This is a genomic window from Variovorax sp. dw_308 (assembly GCF_019207085.1).
Taxonomy (GTDB): domain Bacteria; phylum Pseudomonadota; class Gammaproteobacteria; order Burkholderiales; family Burkholderiaceae_C; genus Variovorax.
Map to the genome: position 1 here is coordinate 599,018 of NZ_JAATOM010000002.1, position 13,480 is coordinate 612,497.

The window sequence follows — 13,480 nt, forward strand, 5'->3', positions numbered from 1 at the left end:
CTTTCCTATTCCGGCAGCGCATTCAGCAAATAGACGGCTTCGACCAGCGGCGACGGAGCGGTGCCAGCCGGAAAGCTCTGGCGGAACACCCTGACGATCTCGCCACTGCGGTAGGTCTCGGCCAATGCGCGGTTGACCGCCAGCCGCATGTCCGGGTCGCGTCGCATCATCAGCGAATAGCTTTCCATCGACAGGTAGTCGTTGCTGAGCCTGAGGGTCGCACCCGGCGCGCCGCCAGTGACTTCACCCACAAGGATCAGGCTGTCAGTGGCAAAGGCATCAGCCCGTCCGTCACGCACCGCGGCGATTCCGTCGGAACTGGTCTTCACCGGCACCAGGGCCGGCACGATGTCACGCGAAGACAGCCCCTTGAGCACCTGTTCCGTGGTGGTGCCAGGAATGACAGCCACCCGCTTCGCATTCAGGTCCACCGCGCGGCCAATCGACGAGGAGGCCAGCGACACGAAGGAGCTTCCCTCGACCCAGATGGGATTGCTGAAGTCGACTTGCCGCTCGCGACCCAGCGTGCGCGAAGTGCTGCCGCATTCAAGGTCGACGCTGCCGTCATTCACGGCCTGCATCCGTGTCGTTGCCGTCACGGGCACCCACTGCACGTCCAGTCTGGCCAGCTTGAGCTGGGCTTGCAGGGAACTGGCCACGCGCTTGCACAGTTCCACCGAATAGCCTGCCGGTGCACCGTCAGCCCCCTTGAACGAGAACGGCTTTGCATCCTCCCGATAGCCCAGCTTGAGGGTCTGGGACTGGCCGATGCGGGCCAGTGAGTCTCGAGGTCCAGCGCCCGGCCCGGTAGCGCCCGGCCCGCTGGCGCAGGCCGCCAGCAAGGCAGACATCAGGAGGGGCGCCACCAGCGTCAAAAGTCGAGAATTCATGCGTCGTCCTCAGGCAATCAATAGTTGCGTGCCGACGAGCCCAGGCAGACCCATTCGCTGGACTCAACAACCCGCGTTGCGAAGCCGGCGGATTGTGAGGCCCGCTTCCGGCATTGGCAACGGTGCGCTGCCCGTTTGGCAATCGGTGAGCCCGATTCGGGCACGAAAAGCGAAAAGCATGTCGCAACTTGCGAAACGTCAAGTCGTCGCGATCCCTACAGTTCCGTACGCGCACCACACCGATTCAGCGGGGCACCTCTTACTGGGCAAGTCCGGCCGTTTCAACAACTTTCTTTCAGCCTGAAAAGGCGCTGACTTCCATCTGCCTTGCTTGCCTCGAACGAAAAGCCCCACTTGCCCTTCGCCAGCGACTCTGAAGTTGGCCCGGACACCTGGGAGCTCGACCTGCCATTGGTACACCCCACTTATCTGCGGCTGCTCGTCGCGGCGGCCAAGGCCGAAGGGGTGGACCTCGACGCCTGCCTGGTGCCGCTCGGGCTGAACGCTCGTTGGCTTTCCAACTGCGACGAGCCGGTGTCATTGGCGGTCTGGCGAGACTTGATGCTGAGCCTGGAACGATGCGCGCCGCGACCCGGATTGGCCATTCGGCTGGGCAGGCGAGTACCGCTTCTCGCACATGGACCGCTTGCCTACCTGATGGCCAGCGCAAGCAACTTGCGCCAGGCCCTCGAAGCACTGGTGCGCTTTGCGCCACTCCGGTTGGCGGTGCTGAACGTCCAATTGCGCGAGCGGAAGGGCAGCCTGGAACTCCATGTGCGTCCGCGCGTCGCGCTGGGCGATGTGGAGCGGTTCACCCTGGATTTCCTGCTGGCGATGATCTGCTCGATGCTGGAGGAGCTTTCCCCGGAAGCCCGTCGAAGCACCACGCTGCGTTTGTCGGGCATGGGCGCCGACATTGCCCGCGCCTGGGCCGAAGTGGGTTTGCATGTCGAAGGAGGTGCGCGCTGGCCAACGCTGTTCGTGCCCGCTGTCCTGGCCGATGCCAGCGTGCCGACGGCCTCGGCAGAGGACTACACCCGTGCCTGGCGAGCGTGTGAGGACGCGGAACGCCATCAGGGATGGTCGGCGTCATTGAGGTCGCGCATCGAGCAGCTTTTTCGTACGGGCCATGCTGCCAACTACAAGCTGCCCAAGGTCGCTGAACACCTGGGCACTTCGCGCCGCACGGTGATCCGCCGCCTGGCCGACGAAGGAACGACATTCAGCGATCTGGTCGATGCCAGCCGCAAGCAGCGCCTGATGCGCCGGATGAGCGATCGGCACCCGGCCCAGAGGGAACGCAAGCTCAATCTCGCCGAGATTGCGGAAGACCTGGGATACGCCGACAGCGCAGTGCTCAGTCGCGCGGTGCAGCGTTGGTTCGGCCTGAGTCCGCGCGAGCTTCAGCGCCAGGTCGACGCGGCCTGTCACAGCTAGTCAGCGCCCCCAAGGCGTGTCACCAAAGGCAAAGCTGCTGGCACCACAAGTCATGGATCGCCGCGGGCGACGCCCATAGAGTTCGTCGGCGCGTCGCAGCACCCCTGCGGGCCTGCGACACAACAGACCCAATGAACCCTGGAGATAGAGAATGAAGAGATCAATTGCCTGGCTGGGCTGCGCGCTGATCGCGCTGCTCGCCGGCTGCGGCGGTGGCAACTCGGGCCCCGCCCTCAGCCTGCCGCTCGCGTCGAATGCCGCGCCGCAGGACACCACACAGAAGGCGCCCGACGCACCGACGAATGGCGCGCCGACTCAGCCTGCGCCCACGCCCAACGCACTGTTCAAGGTCGGCGCGGCCACCGTCAGCATCGCGCCGGACAAGCCCGTCTACGTCGGTGGCTACTCCGACAAGTCCAAGCCGGCGATCCAGACCAGCAACGACCCGCTCGAAGTGCGCGCCTTCGTGGTGGCCAGCGGCGACAAGGCCGTGGCCTTCGCGGTGGTCGACAGCACCGGCTGGTTCGCCGACTACCAAGGCGCCGAAGCGGGCATGGGCCAGTTCGGGGCCCGAGTGGACGCGGCGCAGAAGCTGGCCGATCGCGGCTTCACAGTCGATCGCTCGGCGGTCATGGTCTCGACGACGCACTCGCATGCGACGCCGACGCTGGTTGGCATCTGGGGGCTGATGGGCACGGACAACCGCGCCTACGTGAAGAAGGTCCACGATGCCGTGGTGCAGGCCGTCGATGCGGCCGCTGCGGACCTCAAGACCTCGGAGCTGTGGGTGGCCAACGGCAGCATCGATGCCTTGATCTGGCAGAACGGCCAGGGCACCGACCACGTGGACGGCTTCGCCGTCGATGCACGCATGCCGGTGCTGTGGGCGCGCGATCCGCAGACAGGCGCGACCAACGCGCTCTACGTCAACATTCCCAACCATCCAGACCAGTTCCGGCCGTTCAATGGCGCGGTCACGCAAGGCTTCTCGGCCGACGTGCCGGGCTACGTGCGCAAGCAGATGGACGACACCATCGGTGGCATGGCCGTCGTCGCCACCGGCACGCTGGGTCGCCAGGAATCGCCCGGCCAGAACGCGGACTATGCCGAGGTGGCCTACCAGGGCGAATACGTACTCAACACACTGCGTCTGGCGATGGCCAAGGCGGCTCCCCTGACGAGCGCCGCACTGGGCAGTTCGGAGACCCTGATCAACAACGTCACGGTCGGCGCCACGGCGGAGAACCAGGGGCTGCTCAGCCTGATGAAGTACAACGCGGCTAGCGCCCCCTTCGGTGGCCCCAACTGCAATGCGGCGCTCGGCGGCAACTGCTCGGTGCCGCGCGCGCTGGTCGCACCCTGGTGCAACGGCAACTGTGCTGTCAGCGGCAGCGGCGCAACCACGCTGGGCACCTACATGACGGCGCTGCGCATCGGGCCGCTGCTCTACATCAGCAACCCTGGAGAATCCTTTGCCGAGGTGAACGACACGGTCCGCGGCGAAGTCCTGGACGCGCAATCCGTCAATGTCGTTGGCCTGTCGGGTGACTTCCTGGGCTACGCCTGGTCGCCGAGCGACTACACCACGGTTCAGTTCGGCTCGGGCGACTTCGCCCGCTACAACGTCGGGCCGGACCTGGGTCAACTGACCGCCGACGGCGCCTACTCGAATGCGGCCGCGCTCGGCTTCAAGGTCAAGGCGGGCAAGGACGTGGTCAAGGCCGTCTACGACAGCACGGTAGGCGACCTGCCAGGTATCCAGTTCTATTCGACTCGCATCGCCACCACGGCAGCGACCATCAGCTTCTATGGTTCCACCGCCCAGCCGCAGAACAACTACAAGCAGCCGGCACATGCGCTGAGCATGATCGACTGGGACTTCGGCGACGACTCTGGCGCGGTCAACTCCAACAGCTCGGACCGCCTGTCGCATGCCTTTACCACACCGGGCGCCTACAAGGTGACCGCGAAGGTGACCGATACCACGACCGGAAATGCACGCGCCTGGTCGCAGACGCTGACCATTCAGCAGCCTTTGTCGCTGGCCATCGTGGCATCGCCATCGGAGCAGGATGTCGGCAAGATTCAGTTGAACCTGACGCCACAGGGCGGCCAGGGACAACTGCTGGCAGCCCGCTGGACCTGCCCCGACGGCCAGCAGCCGTCTGGCCTGACCGTATCCTGCAACCGCCTTCCGCTCAACGGCACGATCAAGGTGACGGCGTGGGACGGCGCTGGCAATTCGGCGACGGCGCAGGCGCCTGTGCAGTAGTTAGTCAGTTCGTGGGCAAATGGCCGCGAATCCGGCGACGCCGGGCGACTCCCGGCGCGTTCATCCGCGCTGGGCTGGCCGCACCGAGCGCAGCAGCAACAGGGCGGCAGCGACATACATTGCGACCACCAGGTACATGCTGTTGTTCGGGTTGCCGGTGGCGGCGTTGATGGCGCCGGTGATCGACGGGCTGACGGCCGCACCGAGGTTGCCTAGGCTGCTGATCAACGCGATGCCGCCGGCGGCAGCCGCCTTCGACAGGTACTCGCTGGTGATGGTGAGGAACAGCGGCGCCAGCGAGGCGATGCCCGTGACGGCGATGCACAGGCCGATCATCGAACCGATGAAGTTGCCCTGCATCACGATGGTCAGGGTCAGGCCGGCGGCGGCGAGCAGCGCGCAGGCCGCGAAGTGCCAGCGCCGCTCCTTCGTGCGGTCGGAGTTGCGGCCGATCAGCACCATGCCGATGACGCCGAAGATGTTGGGGATGGCGGCGTAGATGCCGATCATGAACAGGTCGGCAATGCCCCAGCTCCTGATCAGCGTGGGCAGCCAGAACACGACGGTGTAGGCCGCCCCCAGCAACAGGGCGAACACCAGCGCCAGCGAATAGACCTTCGGGTCCTTCAGGATCTGCCATGCCGAACCGTGGGCAGTACCGGCCACCGGGCGCTGGTCGTGCTCCAGATGGTCACGGAGCACCGCCTTCTCGCGCGCGTCCAGCCACTTCGCATCCTCCGGCTTGTCGTCCAGGTAGAAGAAGGCGACGATGCCCAGCACCGACGCCGGCAGGCCCTGCACCAGGAACAGCCATTGCCAGCCGTGCCAGCCGTTCATGCCGTCCATCCACTTCATGATCCCGCCGCACAACGGACCGGCGATCAGGCTCGCGAGGGTGGTCGCGGTCATGAACAGGGCGATCATCTGGCCGCGCCGCGCCGACGGGTACCAGAAGGTCAGGTACAGGATCGCACCTGGGAGGAAGCCGGCCTCGAAGGCGCCAAGCAGGAAGCGCAGCACGTAGAACTGCGTCGGCGTCTGCACGAACACCATGCCGGCGGCGACGATGCCCCAACAGAACATGATGCGCAGCAGCGTCTTGCGCGCGCCGACCTTCGCCAGCATCAGGTTGCTCGGCACTTCGAACAGGAAGTAGCCTATGAAGAAGATGCCCGCGCCCAGTCCGTAGACCGTGTCGCTGAAAGGCAGCGTCTGCTTCATCTGCAACTGCGCATAGCCGATGTTGATGCGGTCCAGGAAGGCGACGATGTAGCAGATGATCAGCAGCGGCATGATGCGCCAGCCGACCTTCGAGTACACCGACTCGACAGTGTCGTCGCGTACCGCAATGCCGAGCTTGGCGTCCAGCGCGATGGGGGTGGATTGCATTCTTGTCTCCGGGTTGTTTGTGTCTGTCAAGGGTGCGTGCGCGGGGTCACTCAGCCGATGCTGGCGACAGCGGCATCCACCGGATCGGCATACAGCACGTCGATCAGGTGGGCGCGGCGCTGGCGCGTGATGGCCTGGTTCACATAGCCCTTGTCAGCAATCTCATAGGCATCCGGCGACGGCGGCTCGGCCATCAGGATCACGCGGCGCACCTGCTGGCTGCTGGCGCCGACCTGGGTGCGCAGCCTGGCGCGCAATGCATCGAGAACGAGCGGGTGGCGGATCAGCGCCTCAACCGGCAGCTCGGCCAGTTCAGGCGCCAAGGCGCGGCACTGCGCGACATTCGGCCAGGCGAGCGCGCCCAGCTGGTGACGGTCGTGTCCGCAGATCACCGCGTCGGCCAGCAAGGGTGCGCAGGCCTCGATCAGGCCGAGGCGGACCGCGCCGGTGCGCACCCAGGTGCCGCTGGCCAGCTTGAAGTCCTCGACGCAGCGGCCGGCATAGCGCAGGCCCGCTCCGGGCAATTGCGGATCGGCCAGGCGAACCGCATCGCCCAGGCAGTAGAAGCCCTCGTCGTCGAAGGCGGCCGTGCTCAGGTCGGGACGCTTGAGATAGCCGGGGAACACATGGTGCCCGCGCGTGCGGATCTCGTAGCGGCCCTCCTCGCCTTCCAGCGGGACGAGCTTGAGCTCGACGCCCGGACCCGGCAGGCCGATGTTGTCCACGTCCTCGCCCGGCACCGTGAAGCCCGAGCCCAGGCCGGTCGTCTCGGTCGCGCCGAAGCCGGAGGCGAACACGATGCGCTGGCCCATGGTGCGCACCGCCACGGCCTGGAAGCGCTTCCAGACGTCGCGCGGCAGGCTGGCCCCGCCATAGCCGGCGAAGTTCAGGCGCGAGAAGAAGGAGCGGGCCAGCGTTTCGTCACGCTCCAGTTCCGCGCTCAGCATGGCAAATGCCGCCGGCACGTTGGCATAGAACGAGGGCGAGACCTCGCGCAGGTTCTGCACGGTGCGCGCGAACATGGCAGGCAGGGGCCGGCCGTCGTCGATGTAGAAGGAGCCGCCGGTCACGAAGAGGCGGCCGAAGTTGGCCACGGCGCCGAAGGCATGGCTCCAGGGCAGCCAGTCCAGCATCACCACCGTCTCGTCGAGCATGGGTCGGTGCATGTAGCGGATCTGCCCGATCATGGCCGCGGCATTGCGGTAGCGCAGCGGCACGCCCTTGGGCACGCCGGTGGAGCCCGAGGTGAAGAAGATGCGTGCGACGTCGCGGTCGACGTCGATGGCCTCGTGGGCGGCCTGCACGGCGGCGAGCCGTTGCGGCGTCATGGGCGTCTCGACGAGCGATTGCCAGGTGATCTGGCCCGGCGTGCTGCCCTGCACCGCGATGATCTCGCCGGCCGGCGTGCCGAGCGCCTGGAGCGCCTTGGCGAAGGGCCCGACCGCCTGCACGAAGACCGCGGCCGGCTCGACCAGCGCATGCATGTCGATGAGGCGCGTGAACTCCTGGCTCATCAGCGCGCTGGCCGGCGTGACCGGCGCGGTGGGGATGCCGACGTAGTCCGCCGCCATCGTGAGCACGGCCATCTCGATCGAGTTGCCCGAGAGGATCATCAGCGGCCGCGCTTGCGACAGGCCGAGTTCGAGCAGCGCGGCAGCCACCGAGAGCATCTGGCGATGGAAGCCTGCCCAGTCGATGGTGCGCCAGGTGTCGGGCCCGTTGCGCTCGGCCAGGGCCACCTGCGTGCCACGGGTCTGCGCCCACTGAGCGACGAATTCGCTGAAGGTGGACTCTGTGATCTCGCCCGGATCGTCCAGGGATTTCATCAGCAGCGTGCCATCGGCGCGGCGCTGGTGCGACGCTGCCGAGTTCAGCAGCTTCGAGTCGCGGAAGCTTGGCTCGGCGGCAGCTTCACCCGAGAAGGCTTCGGGCAGCTGGCTGGCTTGTGCAGCTTGGGTCATGGGATGTCTCCTTTTATTGTTTGTTTGCTTATTGCTCGAAGACGACCACGGAACGGGCAAGCTCGCCGCGGCGTAGTTCGTCGAAAGCCTCGTTGATCTGGCCCAGCTCCAGGCGGCGCGAGATCATCGGGTCCAGGTGCAGCTTGCCGGCCATGTAGAAATCGACCAGGCGCGGGATGTCCACCGGGAAGCGGTTCGATCCCATGACCGAACCCTGGATGCGGCGTTCGTGCAGCAGGTGATTGGGATCGAGTTCCAGCTTCACGCCCGGCTTGATCATCCCGATCAGGGTCGCCGTGCCGCCGCGGCGCAGCATCGCGAACGATTGCTCCGCGGTCGCCTTGAGGCCGATGCATTCGAAGGAGAAGTGCACGCCGCCGTTGGTGAGATCGCGCACCGCCTTCACGACGTCGGTGTCGGCTGCATTGATCACGTCGGTGGCGCCGAACAGCTTGGCCAGTTCGAGCTTGGACGGCAGCATGTCGATCGCGATGATGCGGCCCGCACCGGCCAGCGCCGCGCCGTTGATCGCGGCCAGCCCGATGCCGCCGCAACCGATGACCGCGACGGTCTCGCCCGGCCGCACGCCGGCCGTGTTGAACACCGCGCCGGCGCCGGTGGTGATGGCACAGCCGATCAGGGCGGCGCGGTCCAGCGGCATGTCGCGCCGGATGGCGACGCAGGCATGCTCATGCACCAGCATCTGCTCGGCAAAGGCCGACAGGTTGCCGAACTGGGGCATCGGCTTTTGCAGGTAGGACAGGCGCTGCTCTTCGCCCTTGCCGCGACGGGTGTCGGGCGAGACGCACAGCGAGAGGTGGCCCGTGAGGCAATGATCGCAATGGCCACAGTAAGCCGAGAGACAGGTCACCACGTGATCACCGGGCTTGACGGTGCGCACCAGCGAACCGACCTGCTCGACCACGCCGGCCGCTTCGTGGCCGAGCACCACGGGCGCCGGGTGCTGCAGCATGCCGTCCACGAAGTGCAGGTCGGAGTGGCACACGCCGGCCGCCACGGTGCGGATCAGCACTTCGTGCGGTCCGGGCTTGTCGATGGAAACGTCCTCGATCACCAGTGGTGTGCCGGGACTGTGGAATACGGCTGCTTTCATTGTCTCTTGCTCTTTCAGGTTGAAGCTGTCGGGATGAGACGAGGTTAGGTCGCAGCCGCAAGCACTTCACCACTCCGGTGGAGTGGCACGCGGACCTGCGCCACTCCACCGGAGTGGTGCAAGCCACCCCGGGCCCTGCAATCCTCGAATGCGACTGACCTTCAACCTTCAATGAGACAGACGCCATGACGACCAACCTCACCATCGAGCAACAAGCCGCCGCACTGGGCGCCGGCTTCCTGGCGCAGCCGCTGCAGAACTTCATCGGCGGCCAATGGATGCCCGCCCAATCGGGCGAGACCCTGGACGTGGTGGACCCCGCGACCGATCGCCTGCTGGCCCAGGCCGCCGCCGGCGGCGCTGCCGACATCGACCTGGCCGTCAAGGCCGCGCGCCAGGCCTTCGACGCCGGCCCGTGGGCCCGCATGCCCCCGGCAGGCCGCTCGCGGCTGATGCACAAGCTGGCCGATGCGATCGACGCCAACGCCAATGAACTGGCGCTGCTCGAATCGCTCGACAACGGCAAGCCGCTGAAGATCGCCCGCATCGGCGACGTGGCGCTGGCATCGGAATGCCTGCGCTACATGGCAGGCTGGGCGACCAAGCTGAACGGCGAGACGATCACCTCGTCGATGCCCGGCCAGTGGCACGCCTACACGCTGCGCGAACCCATCGGCGTGGTCGGCGCGATCGTGCCGTGGAACTACCCGCTGATGATGGCCGTCACGAAGATCGCGTCGGCCCTGGCCGCAGGCTGCACGGTCGTGCTCAAGCCTTCCGAGCAGACGCCGTTGACGGCCGTGCGCCTGGCGCAGCTGATCGAGGCAGCAGGCTTCCCGCCCGGCGTGGTCAACGTCGTCACCGGACTGGGCCAGGCGGCGGGCCAGGCGCTGGTCGCGCATCCGATGGTCGACAAGATCACCTTCACGGGGTCGACGGCGGTGGGCAAGTCCATCGTGCGGGACGCCGTGCACACCATGAAGCGCGTGACGCTGGAGCTCGGTGGCAAGTCGCCGTTCATCGTGTTTCCCGATGCCAACCTGGAGCAGGCCGTCACGGCGGCCGTGCACAGCATCTTCGGCAACACCGGGCAAATGTGCATCGCGGGCTCGCGTCTCTACGTGCACCGGAAGGTGTTCGACGACGTGGTCGGCGCCATCGCCGGTGCCGCTGCCAAGTTGCGCGTGGGTTCCGGCCTTGATCCGCGCACGGAGATCGGCCCTCTCGTGTCGCGCGAGCACATGCAGCGCGTCACGGGCTACATCGAGGCCGGCCGAAAGGCAGGCGCGGATGTCATCGCAGGTGGCGGCGTCATCGAGGGCGCGGGCAACTTCGTGCAACCGACGGTGCTGACCGGAACGCTGCCTGACATGTCGGTCATGCGCGAGGAAATCTTCGGCCCCGTGCTGTGCGCCATGCCCTTCGAGGACGAGGACCTGGACGCCGTCGCGCGCCTGGCCAACGACACCTGCTACGGCCTGTCGTCGAACATCTGGACGCGCGACATCGGCGTGGCCCACAAGCTCGCGCGCAAGATCAAGGCAGGCACCGTGCGGGTGAATGCGCCGGCCGGGCTGGACCTGGCGCTGCCCTTCGGCGGCTACAAGGAATCCGGCGTGGGCCGCGAACTGGGCCGCGAAGGCGTGGAAGCCTACACCGAGCTCAAGTCGGTGGCGATCGCGCTCTGACGCAACGCAAGAGTGCCGCAGGCGCGTGACCATGCAATCCGCCAGGCTCCTTCCGAGCACCAAGTTCTCGCCCCCGCGGACGAGCGCCCGGTCGGTGCTGCGGCAGCACCTGCTGTACCGCCTGCAGCAGAGTCGCGAGTGCCGGCTGGTCCTCGTCAGCGGCGGGGCGGGCTACGGCAAGACCACCCTGCTCGCGCAATGGCGCAAGGAACTGCTGAAAGCCGGTGAGAACGTCGCATGGCTGTCGCTGGTGGCCGAGGACGGCCAGCTCGCGCCCTTCTGCGCAAGCCTCATCGGCGCCCTGCGGGAAGCAGGCGTGCCGATCCAGGAAGAGCTGCCCTACCTGGCCGGCGCCGATCTCGGCAGCTCGCCGGAGCCGGTCGCGTGGGCGTTGGTCAACGCGTTGGCCAAGGTGCCACACGACGTGCACCTGCTGATCGATGACCTGCACCATGTCGACGACCCGCAGGTCACGCGACTGCTGCAGGCCCTGGTCGATTGCGCGCCGGATCGCCTCTACCTGGTGCTGGCGTCGCGCTCGATGCCGGGGCTGCTGCTGGGGCGCCTGCGGGCGAGTGGCGACCTGGCCGAGATCGACTGCGCCGACCTCTGCTTCGACTTCCACGAGAGCCTGTCCTTCCTCAAGGAGAACCTCGACGCGGCGATCGATGCGGACGGCGCGCACTGGATGCACGCGCTCACCGATGGCTGGCCGATCGGCCTGCAACTGATGACGATCGCCTTCAAGGCCGATCCGAATGCACGCACGCGCCTGCGCCGGATGATGCCCCGGCCCGCCGACCTGCGCGCCTACCTGCTCGAGGATGTCATCGCGCACCTGCCGGCCTCGCTGCTCGGCTTCATGGAACGCATCGCGATCCTGCGCCGCTTCAACGCCGACCTGGCCGGCGCGGTGACGCAGACACCCGATGCGGCGGCGCTGATCGCGCAGATCGAACGCCAGAACCTGTTCGTCTTTCCCGTCGATTCCGACGACGGCTACCAGTGGTACCGGCTTCACCCGCTGTTCGCCGAGTTCCTGTCGGAACGCCTTGTGCGGCACGAAGCCGCGCGCCTCTACCTTCGCGCGAGTGCCTGGTTTGCCGCACATGACCTGCTGGCCGAAGGCATCCGCTATGCCTTGCTGGGCGACGAGGCAGAGGTCGCGATCGGGCTGATCGAGCGCAGCGCGCCCAGGATCCTTTCGTTGAGCCACCTCGGCGCCTTCCTGCGCTGCTTCGACCGCCTGCCGGCCAGCACCGTACTGCGCCACCCCGGCGTGCTGGTGACGGCCTGCTGCACCTTCGTGCTGGGCAGCCGCTACGAGGACGCGCAGCACTGGCTGGACCAGATCCCCCTGGCGCAGGCCGATGCCGAGGTGCAGGCGCAGATGTGCGTGCTGCGGGCCATGATCGCGAGCAGCCGGGACGACAGCGACGAGATGTGGAAGTGGATCGCCCCGCTGGCGCACCAGTCCTTTGCGGACCCTTTCTTCTCACACGTCCGCACCGCGATGATCATCGCCAGCCACGGGATCGCCGGCCGGCACCTGGAGGCCAGGCGCCACTACGAGTCGGCGGTGGCGCGGATCACCCGCACCAGCGATGACGAGATGGCCATCCTGGCCACGCTGCATCTGGCGCATTCCGCGCTTCGGCAGGGCGACATGCGGCAAGCGCAGCAGATCGCGAGCGAATGCCTGCTGCGCGCGGAGCAGCGGTTCGGGCGGCGATCGATCAGCGCCAATGGCTGCGCCGCGGTGCTGGCCGATGTGTTCCACGAGACCAATCGCATCGAGCAGGCACGCGAGGCGCTGGCCAACCGGCTCGACATGCTGCAGTCCGCATCCCGCCACTCGGCGGCGCACGCGATGCTCTGCCATGCCAGGCTGCTGGAAGTCGAGGACAGCCCGCAGGCCGCGCTCGCCGCCCTGGCCACGGAAGAAGCGCGCATCCGCGAGGCGGGCACCGATCGGGCGCTGGCCAATGTGCTGGCCGAGCATGCGCGCATCGTGCTCGCGCAAGGCGACGTGGACCGCGCGATCCAGCTGCAGGCCGATCTCGACGAACTCGCGGCCACGCACCGGGAAGCCAGCGGATGGCTCGCCCAGATCCCGGTCATGGCCGCACTGGTCCGGGCGCGCATCGCCATCGCCACCGGCGAGCCGGTGGTCGCGCTGGGCGAGCTCGAGCGGGTCGGCCGGCATGCCACCTCGCATGGATGCAGCCGGCTCCTGGTCACCGTTCACCTGCTCTCCGCGCTGGCGCTCGACGCGCTGGGGCGCACCGACGAGGCCACGCTGCGCTGGCATGCCGCGCTGGCACTGGCGCAGCGGCGCGGCCTGCTGCGAACCGTGATCGACGAAGGCGCCGAGGTGGGCGCCGGACTCGCCCGTCTCGAAGCGCAGCTCGACGGGCCCCTGGGCGAATACCTGGCGCAACTGGCCGCCGCCTTCGCCGCGAGGGACCCCGCTGGCGAGGACACGCGCGGCCGCCCGGAGGGCACGAAGCTCACGCCGCGCGAGAGCGAGATCCTGGAGCTGCTCGGCCAGATGATGTCCAACAAGCGCATTGCCCTGACGCTGGACATCACCTACGAGTCCGTCAAGTGGAACCTGAAGAACATCTTTCGCAAGCTCGGCGTGTCCACCCGCTACGACGCGGTCACGCGGGCGCGCAGGCTCAAGGCCTGAGCAGCCTCCCCCTTTCACTTTTCCACCATCCCCACAG

The 13,480-nt window shown here is 67.2% G+C and carries 8 protein-coding genes; 4 read left to right on the top strand and 4 right to left on the bottom strand.

Going from position 1 to position 13,480, the window contains the following annotated elements; genetic code table 11:
- Window positions 1-5: 5 nt before the first annotated feature.
- Entirely contained in the window at window positions 6-890 is an 885-nt protein-coding gene (locus HCU76_RS05975) for an amino acid ABC transporter substrate-binding protein (protein ID WP_218508747.1), read from the bottom strand.
- A 354-nt stretch (window positions 891-1,244) separates the two neighbouring features.
- Between HCU76_RS05975 and HCU76_RS05980 the strand changes: the two genes are divergently transcribed.
- Together HCU76_RS05980 and HCU76_RS05985 are read left to right on the top strand one after the other, a co-directional pair.
- Window positions 1,245-2,327, top strand: a complete 1,083-nt coding sequence (locus tag HCU76_RS05980; protein WP_218508748.1) for an AraC family transcriptional regulator — start codon at window positions 1,245-1,247, stop codon at window positions 2,325-2,327.
- A 151-nt stretch (window positions 2,328-2,478) separates the two neighbouring features.
- On the top strand, window positions 2,479-4,599 hold the full coding sequence (locus HCU76_RS05985) for a PKD domain-containing protein (RefSeq protein WP_213959304.1): 2,121 nt from the start codon (window positions 2,479-2,481) through the stop codon (window positions 4,597-4,599).
- 60 nt (window positions 4,600-4,659) lie between these two features.
- Here HCU76_RS05985 and HCU76_RS05990 read toward each other — a convergent pair whose 3' ends face one another.
- Genes HCU76_RS05990 through HCU76_RS06000 form a run of 3 tightly spaced genes read right to left on the bottom strand, consistent with a single transcriptional unit; the run spans window position 4,660 to window position 9,063 of the window.
- A complete protein-coding gene (locus HCU76_RS05990) occupies window positions 4,660-5,988 on the bottom strand; it encodes an MFS transporter (protein WP_218508749.1) in 1,329 nt (442 codons plus the stop codon).
- 50 nt (window positions 5,989-6,038) lie between these two features.
- The gene (locus HCU76_RS05995; RefSeq protein WP_256354022.1) at window positions 6,039-7,949 is read right to left on the bottom strand and encodes an AMP-binding protein; all 1,911 of its coding nucleotides are present in this window, start codon (window positions 7,947-7,949) and stop codon (window positions 6,039-6,041) included.
- 28 nt (window positions 7,950-7,977) lie between these two features.
- On the bottom strand, window positions 7,978-9,063 hold the full coding sequence (locus HCU76_RS06000) for a Zn-dependent alcohol dehydrogenase (protein WP_218508750.1): 1,086 nt from the start codon (window positions 9,061-9,063) through the stop codon (window positions 7,978-7,980).
- 185 nt (window positions 9,064-9,248) lie between these two features.
- On the opposite strand from HCU76_RS06000, the gene HCU76_RS06005 reads away from it, so the two are divergent.
- Both HCU76_RS06005 and HCU76_RS06010 read left to right on the top strand, forming a co-directional pair.
- Window positions 9,249-10,751, top strand: a complete 1,503-nt coding sequence (locus HCU76_RS06005; protein WP_218508751.1) for an aldehyde dehydrogenase — start codon at window positions 9,249-9,251, stop codon at window positions 10,749-10,751.
- 31 nt (window positions 10,752-10,782) lie between these two features.
- Complete coding sequence (locus HCU76_RS06010; RefSeq protein WP_218508752.1) at window positions 10,783-13,443, top strand: LuxR C-terminal-related transcriptional regulator; 2,661 nt, start codon at window positions 10,783-10,785, stop codon at window positions 13,441-13,443.
- Window positions 13,444-13,480: the final 37 nt, after the last annotated feature.